20 protein-coding genes and 2 tRNA genes are annotated in these 26172 nt (G+C 59.5%); 18 read left to right on the top strand and 4 right to left on the bottom strand.

Annotated features, from left to right (window positions below; translation table 11 throughout):
• Positions 1–3: 3 nt before the first annotated feature.
• From D3Z90_RS24260 to D3Z90_RS24215, 10 genes are all read left to right on the top strand, one after another.
• Complete coding sequence (locus D3Z90_RS24260) at positions 4–1428, top strand: N-acetylmuramoyl-L-alanine amidase (RefSeq protein ID WP_203542832.1); 1425 nt, start codon at positions 4–6, stop codon at positions 1426–1428.
• Entirely contained in the window at positions 1425–3332 is a 1908-nt protein-coding gene (gene mutL / locus D3Z90_RS24255; protein ID WP_136478411.1) for a DNA mismatch repair endonuclease MutL, read from the top strand. The genes D3Z90_RS24260 and mutL overlap by 4 nt, the downstream gene beginning before the upstream one ends.
• Before the next feature lies 1 nt (position 3333).
• On the top strand, positions 3334–4305 hold the full coding sequence (gene miaA / locus D3Z90_RS24250; protein WP_136478410.1) for a tRNA (adenosine(37)-N6)-dimethylallyltransferase MiaA: 972 nt from the start codon (positions 3334–3336) through the stop codon (positions 4303–4305).
• A gap of 97 nt (positions 4306–4402) precedes the next feature.
• Positions 4403–4663, top strand: a complete 261-nt coding sequence (hfq, locus tag D3Z90_RS24245; RefSeq protein WP_136478409.1) for an RNA chaperone Hfq — start codon at positions 4403–4405, stop codon at positions 4661–4663.
• 12 nt (positions 4664–4675) lie between these two features.
• Positions 4676–5977: a ribosome rescue GTPase HflX gene (hflX, locus tag D3Z90_RS24240; RefSeq protein ID WP_136478408.1), complete on the top strand. Its 1302-nt coding sequence runs from the start codon at positions 4676–4678 to the stop codon at positions 5975–5977.
• A 96-nt stretch (positions 5978–6073) separates the two neighbouring features.
• A complete protein-coding gene (hflK, locus tag D3Z90_RS24235) occupies positions 6074–7240 on the top strand; it encodes an FtsH protease activity modulator HflK (RefSeq protein ID WP_136478407.1) in 1167 nt (388 codons plus the stop codon).
• Positions 7240–8109, top strand: coding sequence for a protease modulator HflC (gene hflC / locus D3Z90_RS24230; RefSeq protein WP_136478406.1), 870 nt, complete (start codon positions 7240–7242; stop codon positions 8107–8109). Before hflK ends, hflC begins: the two co-directional genes overlap by 1 nt.
• Positions 8110–8384: 275 nt before the next feature.
• Positions 8385–9572 (top strand): ATP phosphoribosyltransferase regulatory subunit, encoded by a 1188-nt coding sequence (locus tag D3Z90_RS24225; RefSeq protein ID WP_136478405.1) that lies wholly within the window; start codon positions 8385–8387, stop codon positions 9570–9572.
• A gap of 54 nt (positions 9573–9626) precedes the next feature.
• The gene (locus tag D3Z90_RS24220; RefSeq protein ID WP_136478404.1) at positions 9627–10919 is read left to right on the top strand and encodes an adenylosuccinate synthase; all 1293 of its coding nucleotides are present in this window, start codon (positions 9627–9629) and stop codon (positions 10917–10919) included.
• A 138-nt stretch (positions 10920–11057) separates the two neighbouring features.
• On the top strand, positions 11058–12992 hold the full coding sequence (locus D3Z90_RS24215; protein WP_136478403.1) for a methyl-accepting chemotaxis protein: 1935 nt from the start codon (positions 11058–11060) through the stop codon (positions 12990–12992).
• 84 nt (positions 12993–13076) lie between these two features.
• Here the strand turns inward: D3Z90_RS24215 and D3Z90_RS24210 are convergent, their stop codons facing one another.
• The 4 genes from D3Z90_RS24210 to D3Z90_RS24195 all read right to left on the bottom strand — a co-directional run bounded on the left by D3Z90_RS24210 (position 13077) and on the right by D3Z90_RS24195 (position 16093).
• The gene (locus tag D3Z90_RS24210; protein WP_136478402.1) at positions 13077–14645 is read right to left on the bottom strand and encodes an iron ABC transporter permease; all 1569 of its coding nucleotides are present in this window, start codon (positions 14643–14645) and stop codon (positions 13077–13079) included.
• Positions 14645–15658: an extracellular solute-binding protein gene (locus D3Z90_RS24205; RefSeq protein WP_136478401.1), complete on the bottom strand. Its 1014-nt coding sequence runs from the start codon at positions 15656–15658 to the stop codon at positions 14645–14647. Before D3Z90_RS24205 ends, D3Z90_RS24210 begins: the two co-directional genes overlap by 1 nt.
• 174 nt (positions 15659–15832) lie before the next feature.
• A tRNA-Leu gene (locus D3Z90_RS24200) sits at positions 15833–15919 on the bottom strand.
• An 87-nt stretch (positions 15920–16006) separates the two neighbouring features.
• Positions 16007–16093: transfer RNA gene (locus tag D3Z90_RS24195), tRNA-Leu, on the bottom strand.
• 266 nt (positions 16094–16359) lie between these two features.
• On the opposite strand from D3Z90_RS24195, the gene rnr reads away from it, so the two are divergent.
• The 8 genes from rnr to D3Z90_RS24155 all read left to right on the top strand — a co-directional run bounded on the left by rnr (position 16360) and on the right by D3Z90_RS24155 (position 25938).
• The gene (rnr, locus tag D3Z90_RS24190; RefSeq protein ID WP_136478400.1) at positions 16360–18951 is read left to right on the top strand and encodes a ribonuclease R; all 2592 of its coding nucleotides are present in this window, start codon (positions 16360–16362) and stop codon (positions 18949–18951) included.
• Positions 18948–19694, top strand: coding sequence for a 23S rRNA (guanosine(2251)-2'-O)-methyltransferase RlmB (rlmB, locus tag D3Z90_RS24185; protein WP_136478399.1), 747 nt, complete (start codon positions 18948–18950; stop codon positions 19692–19694). Before rnr ends, rlmB begins: the two co-directional genes overlap by 4 nt.
• A 243-nt stretch (positions 19695–19937) precedes the next feature.
• Positions 19938–20363 (top strand): 30S ribosomal protein S6, encoded by a 426-nt coding sequence (gene rpsF / locus D3Z90_RS24180; protein WP_136478398.1) that lies wholly within the window; start codon positions 19938–19940, stop codon positions 20361–20363.
• A 28-nt stretch (positions 20364–20391) separates the two neighbouring features.
• A complete protein-coding gene (rpsR, locus tag D3Z90_RS24175; RefSeq protein ID WP_009403887.1) occupies positions 20392–20622 on the top strand; it encodes a 30S ribosomal protein S18 in 231 nt (76 codons plus the stop codon).
• 36 nt (positions 20623–20658) lie between these two features.
• On the top strand, positions 20659–21558 hold the full coding sequence (locus tag D3Z90_RS24170; RefSeq protein WP_136478397.1) for a hypothetical protein: 900 nt from the start codon (positions 20659–20661) through the stop codon (positions 21556–21558).
• A 21-nt stretch (positions 21559–21579) separates the two neighbouring features.
• Complete coding sequence (gene rplI, locus D3Z90_RS24165; protein ID WP_136478396.1) at positions 21580–22026, top strand: 50S ribosomal protein L9; 447 nt, start codon at positions 21580–21582, stop codon at positions 22024–22026.
• A 110-nt stretch (positions 22027–22136) separates the two neighbouring features.
• Positions 22137–23534, top strand: coding sequence for a replicative DNA helicase (gene dnaB / locus D3Z90_RS24160; protein ID WP_136478395.1), 1398 nt, complete (start codon positions 22137–22139; stop codon positions 23532–23534).
• 100 nt (positions 23535–23634) lie between these two features.
• The gene (locus tag D3Z90_RS24155) at positions 23635–25938 is read left to right on the top strand and encodes a YgiQ family radical SAM protein (protein ID WP_136478394.1); all 2304 of its coding nucleotides are present in this window, start codon (positions 23635–23637) and stop codon (positions 25936–25938) included.
• Positions 25939–26172: the final 234 nt, after the last annotated feature.

Here is a 26172-nt window from a genome sequence, read left to right as displayed (position 1 = left end):
AAAATGGGGATAGGTATGCGCATTCGCGCACTGGTTGCAGTCGTAGGATTGCTGCTTACGGCGGTAACCGTTGAGGCTCTGGCCGCCACGCAAGTCAAAAGTATGCGTCTATGGCGTGCGCCGGATAACACACGGCTGGTATTCGACCTTTCGGGTCCCGTTCAGCACAGTGTATTTACTCTGACCGCCCCCGATCGTCTGGTCATCGACATTAATGGCGCGACGTTGGCTGCGCCGTTGACGGCATCGACCGCCAATACCCCGATCACCAGTGTGCGCTCCGCCCAGCGCACACCTACCGACCTGCGTGTAGTCATCGATCTGCGCAAGTCGGTCACCCCCAAGAGCTTTACCCTGGCGCCCAACGCCCAGTATGGCAATCGTTTGGTAGTGGACCTCTACGACCAGGCTGCCGACGCGGTTTCGCCGCCGCCAACGCCTCCGGTTGCAACCACGCCGGCGGTACCCGTGACGCCTGCGCAGCCGGCAATAAAGTTGACCCCAGTGCCCAGTGGCAAGCGTGACATCGTTATTGCCATCGATGCTGGTCATGGTGGTGAAGACCCGGGGGCTTCTGGCTCCAGGGGCCAGCATGAAAAAGATATCGTGCTGTCGATTGCCAAAGAGTTGCAGCGCCAGATCAACCGCGAGAAAGGTTTCCGTGCTGAGCTGACGCGTACTGGCGACTACTTCATTCCGCTGCGCAAACGTACCGAGATCGCGCGCAAGAAAGGTGCCGACCTGTTTATCTCGATTCACGCTGACGCTGCACCATCCAAGGCCGCCTTTGGCGCTTCGGTATTTGCCCTGTCCGATCGCGGTGCCACATCTGAAACTGCGCGCTGGCTGGCGGACAGTGAAAACCGTTCCGACCTGATTGGGGGGGCTGGTAACGTCAGCCTCGATGACAAGGACCGCATGCTTGCTGGCGTACTGCTCGATCTGTCGATGACAGCATCGCTCAGCTCGAGCCTCAACGTTGGCCAGAAAGTGCTGGGCAACATGGGGCGGATAACCCCGCTGCACAAGCGTCGGGTAGAGCAAGCGGGCTTTATGGTGCTCAAGTCGCCTGATATCCCGTCGATCCTGGTGGAAACCGGCTTCATCTCCAACGCCAACGAGGCGGCAAAGCTGGCCACTGCGAGCCATCAGCAATCGCTGGCACGTTCGATTCACAGCGGTGTTCGACAGTTCTTCCAGCAGAATCCGCCGCCAGGCACTTACATTGCCTTCTTGCGTGACAGCGGCAAGATCGCCCAGGGCCCACGTGAACATAGCGTGCGCCCGGGTGAGACGTTGGCGATGATCGCGGTTCGTTATCAGGTCAATGTTGCCAGCCTGCGCTCGGCCAACAACCTCAAGACCGATGAGCTGAAGGTAGGCCAGAGTCTGAATATTCCGACTACTGCCCTGGCGTCCCAGCAATGACCGAGAGTGCACGGATCGAGCTGCTCAGCCCGCGGCTGGCCAACCAGATCGCCGCCGGTGAGGTTGTCGAACGGCCGGCGTCGGTGATCAAGGAATTACTGGAAAACAGCCTGGACTCCGGCGCCCGACGCATTGACGTGGAGGTCGAACAGGGCGGGGTCAAGCTGTTGCGGGTGCGTGACGACGGTCGCGGCATTGCGGCCGATGACCTGCCACTGGCGTTGGCGCGTCACGCCACCAGCAAGATCCGCGATCTCGAAGACCTGGAGCGGGTCATGAGCCTGGGCTTTCGTGGTGAAGCGTTGGCCTCGATCAGTTCGGTCGCACGCCTGACCCTGACTTCGCGCACCCGGAACGCTGACCAGGCCTGGCAAGTGGAAACCGAAGGCCGCGACATGGCCCCGCGGGTGCAGCCAGCTGCACACCCGGTGGGTACCTCGGTAGAAGTGCGTGACCTGTTCTTCAATACCCCGGCTCGACGCAAGTTCCTGAAAACCGAGAAGACCGAGTTCGATCATCTGCAGGAGGTGATCCGGCGTCTGGCGTTGGCGCGTTTCGACGTGGCTTTCCACCTGCGTCATAATGGCAAATCCATTCTCAGCCTGCATGAAGCCCTCGACGATACCGCCCGTGCCCGGCGTGTGGCGGCGATCTGCGGCCCGGGCTTTCTCGAACAGGCCTTGCCGATCGAAATCGAGCGTAACGGTTTGCACTTGTGGGGTTGGGTCGGATTGCCGACTTTCTCGCGCAGTCAGGCCGACTTGCAATATTTCTTCGTCAACGGCCGCGCCGTGCGCGATAAACTGGTTGCGCACGCGGTACGCCAGGCCTATCGCGATGTTTTGTTCAATGGCCGTCACCCGACTTTCGTGCTGTTCCTGGAAGTCGACCCCACCGGTGTCGACGTCAACGTCCACCCGACCAAGCATGAAGTACGCTTCCGTGATGGGCGCATGGTCCATGACTTCCTTTATGGCACCCTGCACCGCGCTCTGGCCGACGTGCGACCCGAAGATCAGTTGGCCGCCCCTGCTGCGACGACCGAGATTGTTCGCCCCAGTGGCGTCCAGGCGGGCGAGTTCGGCCCTCAGGGTGAGATGCGCCTTGCCGCGAATCTGCTCGAGCAACCAGCGTCCGAGCCGGGTATGCGTAACCTTGGTGCCGGCAATGGCAGCGGCGCTGGTGGCGGTTACCAATACCAGTACACACCGCGTCCGGGCCAGGCTGTGCCGGCTGCCGAGGCGCAGAGTGTCTATCGTGAGTTCTTTTCACCACTGGGCGAGGCAGTCCCGACCGCGCTGCCGGAAAGCCAGGGTGATGTGCCGCCATTGGGCTATGCCCTGGCGCAGCTCAAGGGTATTTATATTCTTGCCGAGAACGCCGTGGGTCTGGTGCTGGTAGACATGCACGCCGCCCATGAGCGCATCATGTACGAACGTCTCAAGGTGGCCATGGCCAGCGAAGGGCTGAGTGGCCAGCCGCTGTTGGTACCGGAATCGCTGGCGCTAAGCCAGCGTGAGGCCGATTGCGCAGAAGAGCACGCCGAGTGGTTCCGGCGCCTGGGCTTCGAGTTGCAGCGCCTGGGCCCGGAAACCCTTGCCATCCGCCAGATTCCAGCCCTGCTCAAGCAGGCTGAGGCCAACCGTCTGGTCCAGGATGTTCTGGCCGATCTGATGGAGTACGGTACCAGCGACCGTATCCAGGCGCACCTGAACGAATTGCTTGGGACAATGGCCTGCCACGGCGCCATTCGCGCCAACCGGCGCTTGGCCGTGGCAGAAATGAACGGACTGCTGCGCGATATGGAAAATACCGAGCGCAGCGGCCAGTGCAACCATGGCCGACCGACCTGGACCCAAATGGGCCTGGACGATCTGGACAAACTGTTCCTGCGCGGTCGATAAAATGAGTAGCAAACCTCCCGCGATATTCCTCATGGGCCCGACCGCGGCGGGCAAGACCGACCTGGCCATCGAACTTACCAAAGTGCTGCCCTGCGAGCTGATCAGCGTCGACTCGGCACTGGTTTATCGAGGCATGGATATTGGTACTGCCAAACCTTCCCGGGAAGTGTTGGCGGCGCACCCCCATCGACTGATCGACATTCTTGATCCGGCTGAAAGCTATTCGGCTGCCGATTTTCGCCGTGACGCGCTGGAGGCCATGGCCGACATCACTGCGCGCGGCAAAATACCGCTGTTGGTCGGCGGCACCATGCTCTACTACAAAGCCTTGCTGGAAGGGTTGGCTGATATGCCCGCCGCCGACCAGCAGGTCCGCGCTGAACTTGAAGAAGAGGCCGTGCGCCTTGGATTGCAAGGGCTGCATCAGCAGTTGGCGGCGGTTGATCCGGAATCGGCGGCGCGAATTCACCCCAACGATCCCCAGCGCCTGATTCGTGCGCTCGAGGTTTATCGGGTCAGCGGCATGACAATGACACAACATCGTCAACGTCAATCCGCGGAAAGTAGCGCCGCAGGCCCTTCGGCGGCGGGTCATTTGCCCTATACTGTCGCCAGTCTGGCTATTGCGCCTGCCGATCGTCACGTGTTGCACGAACGAATTGCGCTACGATTCGGGCAGATGCTGGAACAGGGCTTCGTTGACGAGGTCCGATTGCTGCGAGCCAGAAGTGACTTGCATGCGGGGCTACCGTCTATACGGGCGGTTGGTTATCGCCAGGTCTGGGATCATCTTGATGGCAAGTTAACATCAGTTGAAATGCAGGAGCGCGGCGTAATTGCTACTCGCCAATTGGCGAAGCGGCAGTTCACCTGGTTGCGTAGTTGGGCTGACCTGCATTGGTTGGACAGCCTGGCTTGCGACAATCTGCCTCGTACCTTGAAATACCTGGGGTCGGTCTCCATATTGAGCTGAGTCCTTGCAATTGCCGTCTATCCTTGGGGGTGGGGCGGCTTGAGCCATCAGTTTTTCTTTGATTTTTTTACTATTGATCCTTACAGGAGTGCGGCATATGTCAAAAGGGCATTCGCTACAAGACCCTTACTTGAATACTTTGAGAAAAGAAAAAGTTGGGGTTTCGATCTATTTGGTTAACGGCATCAAGCTGCAAGGCACAATTGAATCCTTCGACCAATTCGTGATCCTGCTGAAAAACACCGTCAGCCAGATGGTTTACAAACACGCTATCTCGACAGTAGTTCCTGTGCGTCCGATTCGTTTGCCAAGCGCAACCGAATCCGAGCATGGCGACTCTGAGCCAGGTAACGCCTGATAGGAGTCTGCTTTGTTCTTTGAGCGCCACGGTGGTGGTGAACGAGCGGTCCTCGTTCACTTGGAAGGTCAGAACCCTGAGGCGCGCGAAGACCCGCAGGAGTTTCGGGAACTGGCGTTGTCGGCTGGGGCCGATATAGTCGCGTTCGCCAATGTGGCGCGACATCAGCCCACCGCCAAATACCTGATTGGCAGCGGCAAGGTCGACGAGTTGCGCGACCTGGTCAAAGCCGAGCAGGTAGATTTGGTGATTTTCAATCACACCCTCACTCCCAGTCAGGAACGTAACCTCGAACGCGCTTTCGAGTGTCGCGTGCTTGATCGCACCAGTCTGATTCTCGACATCTTTGCCCAGCGGGCGCGTACCCATGAAGGTAAGCTCCAGGTCGAATTGGCCCAGCTTGAACACATGAGCACGCGGCTGGTTCGCGGCTGGACGCACCTTGAGCGGCAAAAAGGTGGTATCGGTCTGCGTGGTCCAGGCGAAACCCAGCTGGAAACCGACCGTCGTCTGTTGCGGGTGCGCCTGCGTCAGATCAAAGGGCGTCTAGAGAAGGTGCGCAGCCAGCGCGAGCAGGCTCGCCGGGGACGCAAGCGGGCGGATATCCCGTCAGTCTCGCTGGTTGGTTATACCAACGCCGGCAAATCGACCCTGTTCAACGCCCTGACTCAATCCGAGGTCTATGCCGCCGACCAGTTGTTCGCCACCCTCGACCCCACGTTGCGTCGCCTTGAGCTCGATGACGTAGGTCCGATCGTGCTGGCCGATACAGTGGGCTTTATCAGGCACCTGCCGCACAAGCTGGTCGAGGCTTTTCGGGCTACGCTCGAAGAGTCGAGCAACTCTGATCTGCTGCTGCACGTGATTGACGCTCATGAACCTGATCGCATGGAACAGATCGAGCAGGTCATGGCGGTTCTGGGGGAGATTGGTGCAGAAGGCTTGCCGATCCTCGAGGTCTATAACAAACTCGACCTGCTTGAGGGCGTCGAGCCGCAGATTCAGCGCGATGCCGATGGCAAGCCGCAGCGAGTCTGGGTTTCTGCGCAGGATGGACGCGGCCTGGAACTGGTGGGGCAGGCAGTCGCCGAGTTGCTGGGGGATGACCTGTTTATCGGAACCTTGCGCCTGGAACAGCGTTTTGCGCGGTTGCGCGCGAAGTTCTTTGAGTTGGGTGCGGTGCAGGGCGAAGAGCATGACGATGAAGGCAGCAGTCTTCTGGCCGTAAGGGTGTCTCGGGTCGAGTTCAATCGCCTGATCAGCCGTGAAGGCCTGGAGCCGGCAGACTTTATTGAGCAACACACTTTGCAATAAAAGCCCGGCGACGCGGCCGGGCAGCCGTGACAGGCATTCTGTAGCATTGGACGGCGCGCCGTGGGTGCGTCTTTGCTTTATCAGATGGAGAGCGCTATGGCTTGGAATGAGCCGGGTGGCAACTCGAACAATCAGGATCCTTGGGGCGGGCGCCGCGGTGGCGGCGGCGACAAAAAAGGACCGCCGGATCTCGACGAGGCCTTCCGCAAACTGCAGGACAGCCTCAATGGGATGTTCGGCAGTGGCAAGAAACGCGGTGGAGACAGCGGCATCGGCAAGGGCGGTGGCTTCGGCCTGCTCGGCATCGGGCTGGCTGTGCTGGCGGCTATCTGGCTGTACAGCGCCGTGTATGTGGTCGACGAACAGGAGCAAGCAGTCGTGCTGCGCTTCGGCAAATACTACGAAACCGTAGGGCCGGGCCTGAACATCTACTTCCCGCCGATCGATCGCAAGTACATGGAAAACGTCACGCGTGAGCGTGCCTATACCAAGCAGGGGCAGATGCTCACTGAAGACGAGAACATCGTCGAAGTGCCGCTGACCGTGCAGTACAAGATCACCAACCTGCAGGATTTCGTGCTGAACGTCGATCAGCCTGAAGTCAGCCTGCAGCACGCGACCGACAGTGCCCTGCGCCATGTGGTGGGTTCCACCGCAATGGACAAGGTGCTGACCGAAGGTCGTGAGCAAATGGCTGTAGACATCAAGGAGCGTCTGCAACGTTTCCTCGATACCTACCGCACCGGTATCACTGTCACCCAGGTGAACGTGCAGAGCGCGGCAGCCCCGCGTGAAGTGCAGGAAGCCTTCGACGACGTGATTCGTGCCCGTGAAGACGAGCAGCGTGCCCGCAACCAGGCTGAATCCTATGCCAACGGCGTTGTGCCGGAAGCGCGTGGTCAGGCCCAGCGGATCATCGAGGACGCCAACGGTTATCGTGACGAAGTCGTTTCGCGTGCCAAGGGTGAGGCCGATCGCTTTACCAAACTGGTCGCCGAGTACCGCAAGGCTCCTGAGGTAACCCGTCAGCGCCTGTACCTGGACACCATGCAGGAAGTCTACAGCAACACCAGCAAGGTCCTGGTTTCCGGCAAGGATGGCCAGAGCAATCTGCTCTACCTGCCGTTGGACAAGATGGTTGAAGGCAGCCGTACCAGCAGTGCTCCAGTCAGCGTCCCGGCTTCGGTAAACGACGCGGCCAATCGCGCGGCGGCGGAGCTGCAACAGCAGCAAACACAGTTGCGTTCTAGGGAGAGTCGCTGATGAGCAATAAATCGCTGATCGCCCTGATCGTTGGCGTGGTGCTGGCAATCGTGGCCTGGAACAGCTTCTACATCGTGTCCCAGACCGAGCGTGCGGTACTGCTGCAATTTGGTCGAGTGGTTCAGGCAGATGTCCAGCCGGGCCTGCATGTGAAGGTGCCTTACGTCAACCAGGTGCGCAAGTTCGACGCCCGCCTGATGACGCTGGATGCCCCAACCCAGCGCTTCCTGACCCTGGAAAAGAAAGCGGTGATGGTTGATGCCTACGCCAAGTGGCGAGTCAAGGATGCCGAGCGTTTCTACACGGCGACCTCTGGCCTCAAGCAGATCGCCGACGAGCGTCTGTCGCGCCGTCTGGAAAGCGGCCTGCGTGACCAGTTCGGTAAGCGCACCCTGCACGAAGTGGTTTCCGGTGAGCGTGACGCATTGATGGCTGACATCACTGCTTCGCTGAACCGCATGGCCAGCAAGGAGCTGGGCATTGAAGTGGTCGACGTTCGCGTCAAGGCCATCGACCTGCCTAAAGAAGTAAACCGCAGTGTGTTCGAGCGTATGAGCACCGAGCGTGAGCGTGAAGCCCGCGAACACCGCGCCAAGGGTAACGAGTTGGCCGAAGGTATTCGTGCCGACGCTGACCGTCAGCGCCGTGTACTGCTGGCTGAAGCCTATCGGGAATCGGAAGAGGCCCGTGGTGATGGTGATGCCCAGGCGGCGGCGATTTACGCCAAGGCTTATGGTCAGGACCAGGACTTCTACGCTTTCTATCGTAGTCTCAAGGCCTACCGCGAAAGCTTTGCCAACAAGAGCGATGTACTGGTGCTCGATCCGAGCAACGAGTTCTTCCGCTTCATGGACAAAGCCAAGCCGTAAGTTTTCACCCCGCCGGGCGGCTAAAACGCCTGGCGGGGTGTTCCTGTGAGAAAACGGGTGTATGATGCGGCAGCCGGGAAATTCCCGGCTTTTTTGCGTCTGCAAGATCGAACGGCCGCAAGGCATCTCCGGTCTACAGCGCAACCCAAGGTATTTGAGGGTGTCGACACGGCGGTTGCGCTGGAATCAGTGCTGCGCGTCATTGTTTGGCGACACCTGCTTCACTCAAGGCTAGCCCGCGGGCAGGCCGCCCGGACCAAAGGGGAAATGGCGTAATGGCAACGGTAGACCGCTGGCTGCTGCCAGATGGCATCGAAGAAGTACTGCCACCTGAGGCGACGCGTATTGAAATCGCGCGTCGCCAGGTGTTGGATCTGTTCCAGAGCTGGGGTTACGAGTTCGTCGTGACCCCGCATATCGAGTACCTGGAATCGCTGCTCACCGGTGCCGGCCAGGACCTGGATCTGCGGACATTCAAGGTTATCGACCCGCAGTCGGGTCGGCAGATGGGCTTTCGTGCCGACATCACACCACAGGTTGCGCGTATCGATGCGCACACCTTGCGTCGTGAAGGACCGAGCCGTCTATGCTATGCCGGCAGCGTGCTGCATGCCCAGCCACGGGCGCTGTCCAACTCGCGTAGCCCGATCCAGCTCGGCGCCGAGCTTTATGGTGATGCAAGTCCGGTCAGCGACGTTGAAGTCATCAGCCTGATGTTGGCCATGTTGCAACTGGCCGACGTTGCCGATGTGCACATGGACCTCGGTCACGTGGGTATCTATCGTGGCTTGGCTCGCGCCGCCGGTTTGTCCGGTGCGGTAGAGCAGCAGTTGTTCGATGCCCTGCAGCGCAAGGCTGTCGATGAAGTTGTCGCGCTTACCGCCAACCTGCCTGCGGACCTCGCCAACATGCTGCGCTCGCTCACCGAGTTGTGTGGTGGTCGCGAGGTGCTTACCGAGGCACGTGTACGCCTTGGACGTGCACCTGCAGCGGTTCTGGCTGCCCTCGATGACTTGTTGGCCATCGCCGAGCGCCTGGCTGCGCGTTATCCAGATTTGCCGCTGTATTTCGACCTGGGTGAGTTGCGTGGCTACCACTACCACACAGGTGTGGTGTTTGCCGCTTTTGTCCCGGGGGTCGGTCAGTCGATCGCCCAGGGCGGTCGTTATGACGACATCGGAGCAGACTTTGGCCGGGCTCGCCCTGCCACCGGTTTCTCCACGGATTTGAAGACCCTGGTCACACTGGGGCGGGCCGAGGTTGTGTTGCCTTCTGGCGGGATCTGGATGCCCGACAGCAGCGATGCAGCACTCTGGCAGTTGGTCTGCCAATTGCGCAGTGAAGGTCAGCGGGTGGTTCAGGCCTTGCCTGGGCAGCCTTTGACTGCCGCCGTCGAGGCGGATTGCGATCGGCAATTGATTCAGCAAAACGGGCTTTGGCAGGTACTGCCGTTAGCCATTTGAGATTCCCCGCCGGCACGAGCCGGCGCCAAGTTTGCGCGAATGAGGACAAGTGTTATGGGTAAGAATGTCGTAGTCCTGGGCACCCAGTGGGGTGATGAGGGCAAAGGCAAGATCGTTGATCTGCTGACCGAACATGCTGCCGCCGTAGTGCGCTACCAAGGTGGCCACAACGCTGGCCACACGCTGGTGATCGACGGTGAAAAAACCGTCCTGCACCTGATTCCGTCCGGCGTGCTGCGCGAAGGCGTGCAATGCCTGATCGGCAACGGCGTGGTGGTTGCACCAGACGCATTGCTGCGTGAGATCAACAAGCTGGAAGAGAAAGGCGTACCGGTGCGCGAGCGCCTGCGTATCAGCCCATCCTGCCCGCTGATCCTGTCTTACCACGTAGCGCTGGACCAGGCGCGTGAAAAAGCCCGTGGCGAGCAGAAGATCGGTACCACCGGTCGTGGTATCGGCCCAGCCTACGAAGACAAGGTAGCGCGTCGCGGCCTGCGTATCGGTGATCTGTTCCATCGTGAGCGTTTCGCTGCCAAGCTCGGCGAGCTGCTGGACTATCACAACTTTGTGCTGGTCAACTACTACAAAGAGCCAGCCATCGACTTCCAGAAAACGCTGGACGAGTGCATGGAGTACGCTGAGCTGCTCAAGCCGTTGATGCTCGACGTCACTGCTGAGCTGCACAACCTGCGTCGCGCCGAAAAGGACATCATGTTCGAAGGTGCCCAGGGTTCGCTGCTGGATATCGACCACGGTACCTACCCGTTCGTCACCAGCTCCAACACCACTGCCGGCGGTATCGCTACCGGTTCGGGTGTTGGCCCGATGTACATCGACTACATCCTCGGTATCACCAAGGCTTACACCACCCGTGTTGGCTCGGGTCCGTTCCCGACCGAACTGTTCGATGACGTCGGTGCGTTCCTGGCCAAGCGTGGTCATGAGTTCGGTGCAACCACTGGCCGTGCCCGTCGTTGCGGCTGGTTCGACGCCGTTATCCTGCGTCGTGCCATCGACGTCAACAGTATCTCGGGCCTGTGCCTGACCAAGCTGGACGTACTCGATGGCCTCGAAACCATCCGTATCTGCGTTGGTTACAAGAACGAGAACGGTGCCGTTATCGATGCGCCAACCGACGCTGACAGCTACATCGGCCTGGAGCCTGTGTACGAAGAAATGCCGGGCTGGAGCGAGTCGACCCTGGGTGCCAAAACCCTGGAAGAGCTGCCGGCTAACGCCCGTGCCTACATCAAGCGCGTGGAAGAGTTGGTCGGTGCGCCGATCGATATCATCTCCACTGGCCCGGATCGCAACGAGACCATCGTGCTGCGTCATCCGTTTGCCTGATAAACGTCTGGTGTAAAAACAAAGGCCCCTTTTTAGGGGCCTTTGTCGTTTCTGTCCGCTGTTCGGCACAACCTTTGCTGTAAGAATCGCTTCAGGGTTGCCATCATTTTAATGGCCCCAGTAGTAGAGGGTTCTTACGTGTCTGCCGTTCTCTCACTGTTACGAAGTCGCCTGTTGCGGCCTGTCTTTGTTGCCCTCGGTATCGCTCTTTTGGTGCAGGTGCTGGTTGCGGTCGCGCTGACCCGGAGCACGGTCACTGCGCTGGAGGCGGATCTGGGCAAACGATTGGGCGTTGATAGCCAAAAGTTGTCTGCCGAGCTTGAGCAGGCAGGGCAGGAGGTCAGCTCCGGGCTCGATAGCCTCTCCGCGAGCACGCGTCAGCGACTGACTGCGGGTTTGTCGACGCGCCTGCAGGGTGAGCAGGCGCAGTTACGGGCGACCTTGGAGAAAAACCTCAAGGACTCCGCCAACGACATGGCCGAGCTACTGGCCTCGGTTGCGCCAAGGGCAATGTGGGATAACGACGTGCCCACCTTGTCCGAGTTTTCCCGGCGCGCTCAGCGCAATCCCAATGTGTTGTTCGTGGTCTATGACGATGTTCAGGGTCAGCACCTGACTCGCTATTTGAACCGGCAGAACCCGATCAACCAGGCATTATTGGAAAAGGGTCAGGGTGAACGAGCGCTGGACAAGGTCCTGGATGCTGCGCGCAATGATCCGTCGGTGTATTTCGTCGAGGCGTCGATCAATCCCAATGGCGTGGAGATCGGCAAGGTATTGATGGGGGTTTCCACCGCAGCAGTGGACGCCGAGCTGGTTGCCCTCGATAAGCGCTTCTCAGCGCTGATTGCCAGCGGTGACCAGTTGGTGGGCGATAGCCTGGTAGGTGCTGCCGCGGACAGTAATAAAGCCTTGCGCGCACGCCTGGAAGCTGCCCAGGCAAGTGCCGCAGCCATGCAGGCCAATACCTCGCAAAGCGTCCAGGACGCGGCGGCAACCTTGCGCTGGAATATCGGTCTGGGCCTGGCCCTGGTTGGGCTTGGTGTGCTGCTGGTGGTGGCGGTGGTGTTGGGGCGGCGGGTGGTCAACAAGCTGCGCCTGCTTATCGCAGCCCTGAACGACTTGGCCGCCGGGGAGGGCGACTTGACCAAGCGCGTGAGCATCGACAGTCGCGACGAGATTGGCGACATGGCGGCTGCGGTCAACCAGTTCGTCGACAAGCTGCAGCCGATCGTGCGGGAGGCAGGCGAGGTGGCTCAGCGCACAGGCGTTGAAATAGGTGTCATGGCCCAGCGCAATGCCGGTGCCGATGCTGCTGCCGAGCTACAGCGTGATGCCGTGGCGGCTAGCTTGCGCGATCTGTCGACTATGGCTGATGAAGCCCAGGCGGAAAGCCACGCCATGCAGTCTGCCTTGCAGCAAGTGGTGGATATTCGCCAGGCTACGGATGAAAACAGCCGTACCTCGACGCAGGTTGCCAAGCTGATCGAAGCGTTGGCGGGGCAGGTGCAAACCGGTTCAGAAGTCATTGAGCGATTGGCTCAACAAAGTGAGCAGATTGAAGTGGTGCTCACAGTCATTCACGGCATTGCCGAGCAGACCAACTTGTTGGCGCTCAACGCTGCTATCGAGGCGGCACGGGCGGGAGAAACGGGTCGTGGTTTTGCCGTGGTTGCCGATGAGGTCAGGGCGCTGGCGAGCAAGACACAGAGCTCGACGGGTGACATTCAGGCTCACATCGGTGCACTGCAGCAAGGTGCCAAGGAAGCTGTTGCAGCGATCAGCCAGGCGGGACGCCAGGCCAGCGAGGGCTTGCTGGTGTTGCGTGACAGCGCGCGCCTGCAGCAATCGGTGCAGGCCTCGGTCGAGCAGGTGCATGCAGCAATTGGCCTGGCCACCCGAGCGGCTGAACAGCAGGCACACGGTGCTCAGGCGGTACGTGGGCGGGTGCAGACCATTCATGCCCAGGCCGAGCGGGCAGCAGAGGTAGTGATGCAAACCACTGCCAGCAGCAAAGTGCTCGATGACCTGGCGGCTCAGCTCAAAGCCAGCCTGGGCCAGTTCCGGGCCTGAAACGATCGCGGGGCACGCTCGCTCCTGCAGGGTTGTACGCACCCCTGGTAGGAGCGGGCTTGCCCCGCGTAGCGTTCCATAGCCTCAAGCGCGGTTCAGATACATCCGCGTCGTCAGCAGATACACCGGCAGCCCCGACACCAGAATCAGCAGTGCTGCATAAGGAGCCGCTGCTGCGAATTCGACGTTGGCGGTATGTGCCCACACTTCGGTCGCCAAGGTGGTCATGCCTGTGGGGCTAAGCAGTAGCGTCGCCGTCAGTTCTTTCATGGCATCGAGAAACACCAGGGCAAATGCGGCGGCGAGCGCCGGGAAGATAATTGGCAAAGTAACCCGGCAGAACGCGCTGAATTGGCTCGCGCCCAGGGTGCGCGCCGCTTCTTCCAGTTGTGGAGCTGCCTTGTTCAGGGCCGTGCGCACCGGCGCCTGAGCCAGGGGCAAGAACAGCAGGGCGTAAGCCAGCAGCAACAGTCCGGTGGTCTGGTACAGCACCGGCACGTAGTGCAGGGCGAAGTACACCAGGGTCAGGGCTATTACCAGGCCGGGCAGGGCGTGCAGCAAGTACGGCAGGCGCTCGGCCCAGATTGCCAGGCGGCCCTTGTATCGCACCACCAGAAAGCTTATCGGCAATGCCAGGAGCAGGCTCAGGCCGGCGCCTCCCAACGACAGCGACAGCGATGACGCCAGCGCGCGGCTGATATCGGCAACCGGGAAGGCGGCGGAGGAGCCGACGCTCAGCCAGTAGCCAAGCATGCCCAGCGGAATGCCACTGCCGAGCAAAGCCAGGATCAGGCAGTACAGCTGACCTGCCGGCATCCAGACGCGAAGGCGAACAGGTGCGCCGCGACGTGCTACGCCTTGACCAATGCGGACATGGCGCGCCTTTCCACGCACGCGAAGTTCGAACCACAGCAGCAACAGGCACATGAACAACAACACTGCTGAGAGCATCGCTGCGTTGGCATTGCTGAATTCCAGCTCGAATTGCTGGTAGATCGCCGTGGTGAACGTCTGTAGGCCGAGGATCGACAGGGCGCCGAACTCCACCAGCATATGCAGGGCGATCAGCAGGCTGCCACCCAGAATCGAGGGCCACAGCAGCGGTAGGGTGATCTTGAAAAACACGCCCCAGCGGTTTTGCCCAAGTGTTCGTGCCGACTCCTCCAACGAAGTATCGAGATTGCGCAGCGTCGCAGCAACGGGCAGGAATACCAGCGGGTATTTGGATAGGCTCATTACCAGGATTGCCCCGCCCAGGCCTTCGAAGCGTGGGCTCAAGGACACCCAGGTAAAGCCGCTGACGAAAGCGGGTACCGCGAACGGCAGGCACAAGATTACGCCCCACAGTCGTCTGCCTGGCAGGTCGCTTCGTTCCAGCAGCCAGGCGAGTGACACCCCGAGTATCATGCAGACCAGGGTGACGCCGGCCATCAACATCAGCGTATTGCGCATCAGACCCCAGACAAAGGGGCGCCAAAGCAGGTGCAAAGCTTCTCGCCAGCCTGCTTCCCAGGCCTTTAGGCCTACGTACAACAAGGGCAGCAGACTCAGGCCGACCAACAGCAGGACCGGCACCACAACCCAGATCGAAGGTCGCTTGCGCCGAGGGATGTAACGGCTTGCCGCTGCCGGCATGGGTACGGCTACGGTCATCAGAGCAGGCCAACTTCGCGTTCAAGTTCCAGGGCTTCTTCTGCATTGCCCAGGTCGGCCGGGGTGATTTTCGGCGGACGCAGATCCTCGAACGGCTTCAGACCCTGATCCGAGACCATGCCTTTGTGCAAGGGATATTCGGCGGTGGTCTGGGTGATGACTCGTTGGCCTTCTTCGCTGGCCATCCAGGCCAATAGCGCCTGGGCTTCCTTCGGGTGTTTGCTGGCTTTGACGGCAGCAGCGCCGGAAATGGTCATCAAGCCGCCGACGTCGCCATCGGCAAGGTAATACAGCTTCGAATCCAGCTGGCCGCGTTCCTTTTTCAGGGCGTACCAGTAGTAGTTGTTCACCAGTACCGCGGCGACTTCGCCATTTTCCACGGCTTTGAGAGCAACCATATTGTTGGTGTAAGTCTTGCCAAAGGCCTTGAGGCCAGTCAGCCATTCTTCGGCTGCATCGCGACCGTGCAGCTTGAGGATGGCGACGGCTTGTTCCTGGAAGGCACCGCTGGTCGGAACGAAGCCAATCTTGCCGTCCCATTCAGGGTTGGCGAAGTCCATCACAGAAGGTGGCAATTCTTTTTCGTCGATTACCTTTGGATTGAACGCCACTACCCGGGTGCGTGCAGTCACACCCATCCAGGTGCCATTGGCGGCGACGAATTCCTTGGGAAGCATCTGCAGGGTCGAGTCGTCGATCTTGGCCAGCAGGCCCAGCTCGCCCAGGTTGTTCAGGGGCGGTGATTCTTCGGTGTAGATAACATCGGCGGGTGAGCGATCACCTTCTTCGATGATCTGGCTGGCCAGCTGGTTGCTGCTGCCTTTGCGGATGTTGATGTGGATACCGGTCTTGGCCTCGTAGGCCTTGGCGATAGCGTCACCGATTTCCTTGTGCTGGCCGTTGTACAGAGTCAGCGACACGGGGTCGGCAGCCATGGCGACAGGGGTGCCTAACAACAGGGCAAAAACAGAAACGGCCAGGCCGCGCAATAGGGGGGAATTGCGGAACGTCATGCGGGTACTTCCTCGCTTGCGGCTACATATCTGGAAACAATGATAATCGATATCGCTTCTCAAATGGCCCTATGAGGGGAATTTCATGAGCAGGCTATCGGTCGTTTCGGGGCGCAAGGAAGGAATGGCAGGGGTAGAAACGAAAAAACCCGCTTTCGCGGGTTTGATCTGAATTGGTGCCCAGAAGAAGACTCGAACTTCCACGACCGTAAGGTCACCAGCACCTGAAGCTGGCGTGTCTACCAATTTCACCATCTGGGCAAAATGAAGCGGTGTAGCTTGTAACAAAAACAGTGTAGCTTGTTGCTGTAAATCTCAGAAGCGCTGTGCAGTTCTAAGATTTGAAATTGGTGCCCAGAAGAAGACTCGAACTTCCACGACCGTAAGGTCACCAGCACCTGAAGCTGGCGTGTCTACCAATTTCACCATCTGGGCATTTCGCTGAGGTCGCATGATGCTTCACATCAGCTAGCATCTCAACTATAACGACGGTGGCCGTCGCTGTGGTGCGCACTATACGGATGCCCCTGAGAGCTGTAAAGCCCCGTTCAGAAAAAATCTACAAAAATTCAAGTTGTTGTTCCTTATGATGGTTTTGGCAGTATCCAGGGGCTCTGTGAGGGCTGTCCAAGCCTGAAATTTCCGGTTTCAATACGCCTATGCCAAACTAACCCTTATATAGACAAGGTGAACCTCTCCTAATGGCCGATTGGCAGTCCCTCGATCCCGAGGCCGCTCGTGAAGCGGAAAAATACGAAAACCCTATTCCTAGCCGTGAGCTGATCCTGCAGCGCCTGGACGAGCGTGGCTCGCCGGCTGCCCGTGAGCAGTTGGTCGAAGAGTTCGGCCTGACCACCGAAGACCAGATCGAAGCCCTGCGCCGCCGTCTGCGAGCAATGGAGCGTGACGGTCAGTTGATCTATACCCGGCGTGGCACCTATGCCCCGGTAGATAAGCTGGACCTGATCCTCGGACGCATTTCCGGCCACCGTGATGGCTTCGGTTTCCTGATTCCGGATGATGGCAGCGACGATCTGTTCCTCAGCCCTGCGCAAATGCGCCTGGTGTTCGATGGTGACCGCGCCCTGGCCCGGGTTTCCGGCGTGGACCGCCGAGGACGCCGTGAAGGCGTAGTGGTCGAAGTGATCTCCCGTGCTCACGAAAGCATCGTCGGTCGTTATTTCGAAGAAGGCGGTATCGGCTTCGTTACTCCGGACAACCCCAAGGTTCAGCAGGAAGTGCTGATTACTCCGGGACGTAACGGTGGTGCGAAGATCGGTCAGTTCGTCGAAGTGAAGATCACCCATTGGCCGACGCCGCGCTTCCAGCCTCAAGGCGATGTTACCGAAGTGATCGGTAACTATATGGCGCCCGGCATGGAAATCGACGTTGCTCTGCGCAGCTACGATATTCCGCACGTTTGGCCAGAGGCGGTGATCAAGGAAGCGCGCAAGCTCAAGCCGGAAGTCGAAGAAAAAGACAAAGAGCATCGCATCGACCTGCGTCATCTGCCGTTCGTCACCATCGACGGTGAAGATGCTCGCGACTTTGACGATGCGGTCTACTGCGAGAGCCTGGGCAAGTTGCGCCTGTTCTCCGGTGGCTGGCGCCTGTACGTGGCGATCGCCGACGTCTCCAGCTATGTGCGTCTGGGCTCGGCCCTGGATAACGAAGCCCAGGTCCGCGGCAACTCAGTGTACTTCCCTGAGCGCGTGATTCCGATGCTGCCGGAGGAGCTCTCCAACGGTCTGTGCTCGCTGAATCCGCACGTCGACCGGTTAGCGATGGTCTGTGAAATGACCATCAACAAGTCCGGGCAAATGGTTGATTACCAGTTCTACGAGGCGGTGATCCACTCCCACGCACGCCTGACCTACAACAAGGTCAGCAGCATGCTCGAACATGCGCGTACCCGTGAGGGCAAGGCACTGCGCGAGCAGTACAGTGAAGTGGTCCCGGACCTCAAACAACTGTATGCCCTGTACAAAGTTCTGTTGGCGGCCCGTCACACCCGTGGCGCTATTGACTTCGAAACCCAGGAAACCCGGATCATCTTCGGTTCCGAGCGCAAGATCGCCGAAATTCGGCCGACGGTGCGCAATGATGCCCACAAGCTGATCGAGGAGTGCATGCTGGCAGCCAACGTTGCCACTGCCGAGTTCCTCAAGAAGCATGAAATCCCGGCGCTGTACCGAGTTCACGATGGTCCGCCACCGGAGCGCCTGGAAAAACTGCGCGCTTTCCTTGGTGAGCTGGGGTTGTCGTTGCACAAAGGCAAGGATGGTCCGTCGCCCAAGGACTACCAGGCCCTGCTGGCCCAGATTTCCGATCGCCCGGATTTCCACCTGATCCAGACCGTGATGCTGCGCTCCTTGAGCCAGGCGGTGTACAGCGCTGACAACAACGGCCACTTCGGCCTGAATTACGAGGCATACACCCACTTCACCTCGCCGATCCGCCGTTATCCGGACTTGTTGACCCACCGCGCTATTCGCAGTGTGATCCGTTCGCGCCAGGATACACCGCACGTCAAGCGTGCCGGCGCCCCGAGCATTCCCAAGGCGCGCATCTATCCGTATGACGAGCCGACCCTGGAGCAGCTTGGCGAGCAGTGCTCGATGAGCGAACGGCGCGCCGACGAGGCCACCCGCGACGTAGTCAACTGGCTCAAGTGCGAGTACATGAAAGACCGCGTCGGCGAAAGCTTCCCGGGGGTGATCACTGCCGTGACCGGTTTTGGTCTGTTCGTCGAGCTGACCGACATCTACGTCGAAGGCATGGTGCATGTCAGCGCCTTGCCGGGCGACTACTACCACTTTGATCCTGTGCACCACCGCTTGGCCGGTGAGCGCACCGGTCGCAGCTTCCGCCTGGGTGACACGGTCGAAGTGCGGGTCATGCGTGTCGATCTCGAACAGCGCAAGATCGACTTCGAGATGGCCGAGAACACCCTGAAAGCGCCGATTGGTCGCAAGCAGCGCTCCGAAGGTGTGCGCCCGCAGGACGGCAAGCCAGTCCCAGTGCTCGACAAGGCTGAGATGCCGAAGGCCGAGCCTGCGCGTCGGAGCAAGAAGAACGAAACTGCCGAAGCTTATTTCCCTTCGCATGCGGCGGCGAAAAACGCCGAGGTGCGTAAAAGCCGGGAAATGAAAAAGGCGCTGATGTCCGGTGCCAAAAGCTCCAGTGGCAAGTCGTCCTCCAAGGCCGGCAAGTCGTCGGAAAAGCCGAGCAAGCATCGTAAAGGGCCGCCAAAAGCGAGCTCTGGATCACGTAAACCCAAGGCCAAGTCATGAGTCAGTTGGAAAAAATCTACGGCGTTCACGCCGTAGAAGCCCTTTTGCGTCATCACCCCAAGCGGGTCAAGCAGATCTGGCTGTCGGAAGGCCGTAGCGATCCGCGTGTCCAGGTTATTGTCGACCTTGCCGGGCAGAACCGCGTTGCGGTCGGCCAGGCCGAGCGCCGTGAGATGGACGCCTGGGTCGAAGGCGTGCACCAGGGTGTCGTCGCTGAGGTCAGCCCGAGCCAGGTGTGGGGTGAGGCAATGCTCGAAGAGCTGCTCGACCGCACTGAGGGCGCTCCGTTGATCCTGGTGCTCGACGGCGTCACCGATCCGCACAACCTCGGTGCTTGCCTGCGTACAGCAGATGCAGCCGGTGCCCTGGCGGTCGTTGTGCCCAAGGACAAGTCGGCAACCTTGACGCCGGCTGTGCGTAAAGTGGCCTGCGGCGCCGCCGAGGTAATCCCGCTGGTGGCCGTGACCAACCTGGCGCGCACACTGGAGAAGCTCCAGCAGCGTGGCCTGTGGGTCGTCGGTACGGCCGGTGAGGCCGAGCAGGAGTTGTACCAGCAGGACCTGACCGGGCCGACCATTCTGATCATGGGGGCCGAAGGCAAGGGCATGCGTCGTCTGACCCGCGAGCACTGCGACTTCCTGGTCAAGCTGCCAATGGCCGGCAGCGTCAGCAGCCTGAACGTGTCGGTGGCGACGGGCGTGTGCCTGTTCGAAGCCGTTCGTCAGCGTAACGCCAAGAAGTAATAACCAGCTTCAGGCTGCAAGCCGCAAGGTGTGGTGTTTCCCTGGGAAGTGCACTGATCTTGTGGCTTGCAACTGTTCAAATCTTCACCAATGACCTTGCTTGTCCTTCGGTGCTTCTCTACAATTGCGCCCCTTGCCATGTCGGCAGGCGTTCACGCGCCTTCAGCCAAGGCAAGACATACAGTGTCATTCACTCCTTGTCTGACCACCCTGGTGGCAGACTACAACCCGTAAGGAGCATTCATGCGTCATTACGAAATCATCTTTCTGGTCCACCCTGACCAGAGCGAGCAAGTCGGCGGCATGGTTGAGCGTTACACCAAGCTGATCGAAGAAGACGGCGGCAAGATCCACCGTCTGGAAGATTGGGGCCGTCGTCAACTGGCCTACGCAATCAACAATGTTCACAAGGCTCACTACGTGATGCTGAACGTTGAGTGCACTGGCAAGGCCCTGGCCGAGCTGGAAGACAACTTCCGCTACAACGATGCCGTGATCCGTAACCTGGTCATCCGTCGCGACGAAGCCGTCACCGGCCAATCCGAGATGCTCAAGGCTGAAGAAAACCGCAGTGAGCGCCGTGAGCGTCGCGACCGTCCTGAGCATTCTGACAGCGCCGATGGCGATGACAGCAATGACAGCGACAACAGCGATAACGCTGACGAGTAATCCACGGACCTTTTGAGGAGCCTATTACATGGCACGTTTCTTCCGTCGTCGTAAATTCTGCCGCTTCACTGCTGAAGACGTGAAAGAGATCGATTACAAAGATCTCAACACCCTGAAAGCTTACGTATCCGAAACCGGCAAGATCGTTCCAAGCCGTATCACCGGTACCAAAGCTCGTTATCAGCGTCAGCTGGCTACCGCTATCAAGCGCGCCCGCTTCCTGGCCCTGCTGCCCTACACCGACAGCCACGGCCGCTGAGACCGGGTCGTCGACAGGTAGCAAAGGATAGAATGCATGCGTGCCTTAGCTGATTTCATCATGCGCGGTCGCGTGCAAGCCACCCTGGTGGTGGTGGGTTGTGCGGCGTTGCCGCTGTTGTTCTGGTTGAGTGCCGCCGCTGGGAGCCTGGTGTTCCTGCGGCGCGGTTTCAAGGACGCCTCCGCAGTCCTCGCCTGGGCATTATTGCCGGCATTGGTGTGGTGGTTCTTCGGCGAGCCGCGCACCTTGATGGTGTTGCTGGGTACGCTGGGTCTGGCTGCGCTGTTGCGCGCCGGACAGTCCTGGAACCGGGTGCTGTTGTTCAGCATCGCGATGGGCCTGGTGTATGGGGTTGTTCTGGGTTCGGTGTTCCGCGAACCGATCGAAGCGCTGGCTGGCGTGCTTGAAAAAGCCCTGCCGCAGATGCTCGACGGTCTCTACCAACAATTGTCGGTAGAAGAGCGGGCCCGCCTGGGTAGCCTGATCGCACCTGTGCTCATTGGCCTGATAGCGGCATTGATGCAAGCCGTCAGTGTGCTGGCCCTGATGTTGGGTCGTTACTGGCAGGCAGTGTTGTATAACCCGGGAGGTTTTGGTCGCGAGTTTCAAGCGGTCAGGCTTCCTCTGGTGCCAACGCTGGTATTGGTGGTGCTCATGCTGGTGGGGCCGAATTTCGGTTCTGAACTGGCGATGTTGACGCCGCTGTGCAGCGTACCGCTGATGTTCGCAGGGCTTGCCCTGATGCATGGGCTGGTGGCGCAAGGTCGACTGGGTAAGTTCTGGTTGGTCGGGATGTACGTGACACTCCTGCTGTTTATGCAGCTGACTTATCCGTTGCTCGTGGTTTTGGCCATTGTCGACAGCCTGATTGATTTTCGCGGTCGCAAGGCACCCCCTAAAGGTGCTGACAACGATTCCGCGAACGGTGAAGGTTAAAAGTTAAGAGGTTTATACCAAATGGAACTGATCCTGCTGGAAAAAGTCGCCAACCTGGGCAACCTGGGCGACAAGGTAAATGTTAAGGCCGGTTACGGTCGTAACTTCCTGCTGCCATTCGGCAAGGCTACCGCTGCGACCGCCGCCAACCTGGCTGCGTTCGAAGAGCGTCGTGCCGAGCTGGAAAAACTGGCTGCAGACAAAAAAGCTTCGGCTGAAACCCGTGCTGCCCAACTGGCCGAGCTGGAAGTGACCATCACTGCCACCGCCGGTGACGAAGGCAAGCTGTTCGGTTCGATCGGCACCCACGACATCGCTGACGCCCTGACCGCCTCCGGCGTTGAAGTGGCCAAAGCTGAAGTTCGTCTGCCGAACGGCACCATCCGTAACGTCGGCGAATACGACGTTGCCGTGCACCTGCACAGCGACGTTGAAGCCACCGTTCGCGTGGTTGTTGTCGCAGCCTAAGCTGTCCCAATCGGCTAGCACCTTGAGTGTCAGCCGGTTAACATCGGGCACGATCCTGCTTTGCAGGTCGTGCCCTTTGTCTTTTTCATCACCCTGATTCCTGCGTGGCCATGAACGAGATTACCGCCCCCGAGCAATATGATCTGCAAACCTCTGCCCTGAAGGTGCCTCCGCACTCCATCGAGGCCGAACAGGCCGTGCTCGGTGGCCTGATGCTGGACAACAACGCCTGGGAACGAGTGCTTGATCAAGTTTCCGATGGCGATTTCTACCGGCATGACCACCGCCTGATCTTCCGCGCCATTCACAAGCTCGCCGACCAGAACGCCCCCTTCGATGTGGTGACACTGCACGAGCAACTGGACAAGGAAGGTTTGAGTTCGCAGGTCGGTGGCCTGGGTTATCTGGGCGAGCTGGCGAAGAACACCCCGTCGGTCGCCAACATCAAGGCTTATGCGGCGATCATCCGTGAACGGGCAACGCTGCGTCAGCTGATCAGTATCAGCAATGAGATCGCCGACAGTGCATTCAACCCTCAGGGTCGCAATGCCGAAGAGATTCTCGACGAAGCCGAGCGGCAGATCTTCCAGATCGCTGAAGCACGGCCCAAGACCGGAGGACCGGTCGGCGTCAACGAACTGCTGACCAAGGCCATCGATCGAATCGATACGTTGTTCAATACCGACAGCGCAATCACCGGCCTGTCCACCGGCTATACCGACCTCGACGAGAAGACCAGCGGCTTGCAGCCAGCCGACTTGATCATCGTTGCGGGTCGTCCATCCATGGGTAAGACCACCTTTGCCATGAACCTGGTCGAAAACGCCGTGTTGCGTAGCGACAAGGCGGTATTGGTCTACTCCCTGGAGATGCCAGGCGAATCGCTGATCATGCGTATGCTGTCGTCGTTGGGCCGCATCGACCAGACCAAGGTGCGTTCCGGTCAGTTGGAAGACGATGACTGGCCACGCCTGACCTCGGCGGTCAATCTGCTAAACGACCGTAAGCTGTTCATTGACGATACCGCTGGCATCAGCCCTTCGGAGATGCGTGCGCGTACCCGCCGCTTGGTGCGTGAACATGGTGAAGTGGGTCTGATCATGATCGACTACCTGCAATTGATGCAGATTCCAGGCTCCAGCGGTGACAACCGTACCAACGAGATTTCCGAGATCTCGCGCTCGCTCAAGGCCCTGGCCAAGGAATTCAATTGCCCGGTCGTGGCCCTGTCGCAGCTCAACCGTTCCCTTGAACAGCGGCCCAACAAGCGCCCGGTGAACTCCGACTTGCGTGAATCGGGTGCGATCGAGCAGGACGCCGACGTCATCATGTTCGTATACCGTGATGAGGTCTATCACCCGGAAACCGAGCATAAAGGCATCGCCGAAATCATCATCGGCAAGCAGCGGAACGGGCCGATCGGCTTTATTCGCCTGGCCTTCATCGGCAAGTACACGCGCTTTGAGAACCTGGCGCCGGGTAGTTACAACTTCGACGACGACGAGTAAGGCAATTCGAGCAATTCCGACCTTTAACGTCGGAATTGGTCAAAATTTGTGCTATATTCCGCGCCCGCGATTTTTCATCGATTAGCCACCGGTCACTGACATGCAAGCAGCCAAACCACTTTTCGACTATCCCAAGTACTGGGCCGAATGCTTCGGACCAGCACCGTTCCTGCCAATGAGCAGGGAGGAGATGGATCAGCTCGGCTGGGATTCCTGCGACATCATCATCGTGACCGGTGATGCCTACGTCGATCATCCGTCGTTCGGCATGGCGATCATTGGCCGCCTGCTTGAAGCCCAAGGCTTTCGCGTGGGCATCATTGCCCAGCCGAACTGGCAGTCCAAAGACGACTTCATGAAGCTTGGTGAGCCGAACCTGTTTTTCGGTGTCGCGGCCGGCAACATGGACTCGATGATCAACCGCTACACCGCCGATAAAAAGATTCGCTCCGACGACGCCTACACGCCAGGCGGCCTGGCCGGCAAGCGTCCGGACCGCGCGAGCCTGGTCTACAGCCAGCGCTGCAAGGAAGCCTACAAGCATGTACCTATCGTGCTGGGTGGTATCGAAGCTTCCCTGCGCCGTATCGCGCACTACGACTACTGGCAGGACAAGGTTCGTCATTCGATCCTGATCGACGCCTGTGCCGATATCCTGCTGTACGGCAACGCCGAGCGCGCCATCGTGGAAGTCGCCCAGCGCCTGTCTTTTGGCCAGAAGATCGAAGACATCACTGATATTCGTGGCACGGCTTTCATTCGACGCGACACGCCGCAAGGCTGGTTCGAAGTCGACTCCACGCGTATCGACCGTCCGGGTAAGATCGACAAGATCATCAACCCGTACGTGAACACCCAGGACACCCAGGCCTGCGCCATCGAGCAGGAAAAAGGCCCGGACGAAGATCCCAACGAAGCCAGGGTCGTACAGATTCTGGACAGCCCGCGCATGACCCGTGACAAAACGGTCATTCGCCTGCCATCGTTCGAGAAAGTCCGTGCTGACGCCGTGCTCTATGCTCACGCCAACCGGGTGTTGCACCTGGAGACCAACCCGGGCAACGCCCGCGCGCTGGTACAGAAGCACGGGGAGGTTGACGTATGGTTCAACCCGCCGCCCATTCCGATGACCACCGAAGAGATGGACTACGTGTTCGGCATGCCCTATGCGCGCATCCCGCACCCGGCGTACGGCAAGGAGAAGATCCCGGCTTACGACATGATCCGTTTCTCGGTGAACATCATGCGCGGCTGCTTCGGCGGCTGCACCTTCTGCTCGATCACCGAACACGAAGGACGCATCATCCAGAACCGATCCCACGATTCGATCATTCGTGAAATCGAAGAAATTCGCGACAAGGTTCCAGGTTTTACCGGTGTCATTTCCGACCTCGGTGGCCCTACCGCGAACATGTACCGTATTGCCTGCAAGAGCCCCGAGATCGAATCGGCGTGCCGCAAGCCGTCGTGCGTGTTCCCGGGTATCTGCCCGAACCTGAACACCGACCACTCGGCCCTGATCAAGCTGTATCGCAGCGCACGTGAACTGCCTGGGGTGAAAAAGATCCTCATCGCTTCCGGCCTGCGTTACGACCTGGCGGTGGAATCGCCGGAGTACGTCAAGGAACTGGTGACCCACCACGTTGGCGGCTACCTGAAAATTGCCCCGGAGCACACTGAGGAAGGCCCGCTGAATCAGATGATGAAGCCGGGTATTGGCAGCTACGACCGCTTCAAGCGCATGTTCGAGAAGTACTCCAAAGAAGCAGGTAAAGAACAGTACCTGATCCCGTACTTCATCGCCGCGCATCCGGGTACCACCGACGAAGACATGATTAACCTTGCCTTGTGGCTCAAGGGTAATGGCTTCCGTGCTGATCAGGTGCAGGCGTTCTACCCGTCGCCGATGGCCTCGGCCACTGCCATGTACCACTCCGGCAAGAACCCGCTGCGCAAGGTTACGTACAAGAGTGACCCGGTAACCATCGTCAAGAGTGAGCAGCAGCGTCGCCTGCACAAGGCGTTCCTGCGTTACCACGACCCGAAAGGCTGGCCGATGCTGCGTGAGGCACTGGAGCGCATGGGGCGTGCCGACTTGATTGGTTCTGGCAAGCATCAGCTGATTCCGCTGCACCAGCCGTCGACTGACAGCTACCAGAGTGCTCGACGCAAGAACTCCACGCCAGCGGGTAGCCACAAAGTGGCCAAGGATCAGAAGATCCTGACCCAGCACACGGGCTTGCCGCCTCGCGCAAGCGACGGCTCCAATCCGTGGGACAAGCGCGAGCAAGCCAAGGCAGCGGCATTTGCCCGCAACCAGCAGGCTGCCAAAGAGCGTAAAGAAGCAGCCAAAGGCGGTAAAGGCGGTAAGAAACCTGCCCGCCAACCGGCCGTGCCACGCTAGTTAGCAATTCCCTGGCAATGGGAGCGGGCTTGCCCCGCGATGAGGCCAGCGCACCCTGAAAAAAAGGGGGCCGGATCACGCCGCTCCCCTGCAGTTTTTTCTGGAAAAGCCTCGAATCTGTGCAACGCTTGCACGGCAGCCTCTCTGCGGTGCGCTTTTGGTGCACCTGAATGAGTTGCAGGCCGGAATTCACTGACTTGGCCATATGGCACATGTCTTGCGCGGTTCCGCTCT

The sequence above is a fragment of the Pseudomonas sp. DG56-2 genome (assembly GCF_004803755.1).
GTDB classification, from domain to species: Bacteria; Pseudomonadota; Gammaproteobacteria; order Pseudomonadales; family Pseudomonadaceae; genus Aquipseudomonas; species Aquipseudomonas auratipiscis.
This window is presented reverse-complemented; position numbering and strand designations above follow the sequence as displayed.

What these genes read in the sequence shown, in the direction of transcription:
- D3Z90_RS24260 (WP_203542832.1), top strand. Translation starts at nt 4, where the DNA reads ATGGGGATAGGTATGCGCATTCGCGCACTGGTTGCAGTCGTAGGATTG.
- mutL (WP_136478411.1), top strand. Translation starts at nt 1,425, where the DNA reads ATGACCGAGAGTGCACGGATCGAGCTGCTCAGCCCGCGGCTGGCCAAC.
- miaA (WP_136478410.1), top strand. Translation starts at nt 3,334, where the DNA reads ATGAGTAGCAAACCTCCCGCGATATTCCTCATGGGCCCGACCGCGGCG.
- hfq (WP_136478409.1), top strand. Translation starts at nt 4,403, where the DNA reads ATGTCAAAAGGGCATTCGCTACAAGACCCTTACTTGAATACTTTGAGA.
- hflK (WP_136478407.1), top strand. Translation starts at nt 6,074, where the DNA reads ATGGCTTGGAATGAGCCGGGTGGCAACTCGAACAATCAGGATCCTTGG.
- hflC (WP_136478406.1), top strand. Translation starts at nt 7,240, where the DNA reads ATGAGCAATAAATCGCTGATCGCCCTGATCGTTGGCGTGGTGCTGGCA.
- D3Z90_RS24225 (WP_136478405.1), top strand. Translation starts at nt 8,385, where the DNA reads ATGGCAACGGTAGACCGCTGGCTGCTGCCAGATGGCATCGAAGAAGTA.
- D3Z90_RS24220 (WP_136478404.1), top strand. Translation starts at nt 9,627, where the DNA reads ATGGGTAAGAATGTCGTAGTCCTGGGCACCCAGTGGGGTGATGAGGGC.
- D3Z90_RS24210 (WP_136478402.1), bottom strand. Translation starts at nt 14,645, where the DNA reads ATGACCGTAGCCGTACCCATGCCGGCAGCGGCAAGCCGTTACATCCCT.
- D3Z90_RS24205 (WP_136478401.1), bottom strand. Translation starts at nt 15,658, where the DNA reads ATGACGTTCCGCAATTCCCCCCTATTGCGCGGCCTGGCCGTTTCTGTT.
- rnr (WP_136478400.1), top strand. Translation starts at nt 16,360, where the DNA reads ATGGCCGATTGGCAGTCCCTCGATCCCGAGGCCGCTCGTGAAGCGGAA.
- rlmB (WP_136478399.1), top strand. Translation starts at nt 18,948, where the DNA reads ATGAGTCAGTTGGAAAAAATCTACGGCGTTCACGCCGTAGAAGCCCTT.
- rpsF (WP_136478398.1), top strand. Translation starts at nt 19,938, where the DNA reads ATGCGTCATTACGAAATCATCTTTCTGGTCCACCCTGACCAGAGCGAG.
- rpsR (WP_009403887.1), top strand. Translation starts at nt 20,392, where the DNA reads ATGGCACGTTTCTTCCGTCGTCGTAAATTCTGCCGCTTCACTGCTGAA.
- D3Z90_RS24170 (WP_136478397.1), top strand. Translation starts at nt 20,659, where the DNA reads ATGCGTGCCTTAGCTGATTTCATCATGCGCGGTCGCGTGCAAGCCACC.
- rplI (WP_136478396.1), top strand. Translation starts at nt 21,580, where the DNA reads ATGGAACTGATCCTGCTGGAAAAAGTCGCCAACCTGGGCAACCTGGGC.
- dnaB (WP_136478395.1), top strand. Translation starts at nt 22,137, where the DNA reads ATGAACGAGATTACCGCCCCCGAGCAATATGATCTGCAAACCTCTGCC.
- D3Z90_RS24155 (WP_136478394.1), top strand. Translation starts at nt 23,635, where the DNA reads ATGCAAGCAGCCAAACCACTTTTCGACTATCCCAAGTACTGGGCCGAA.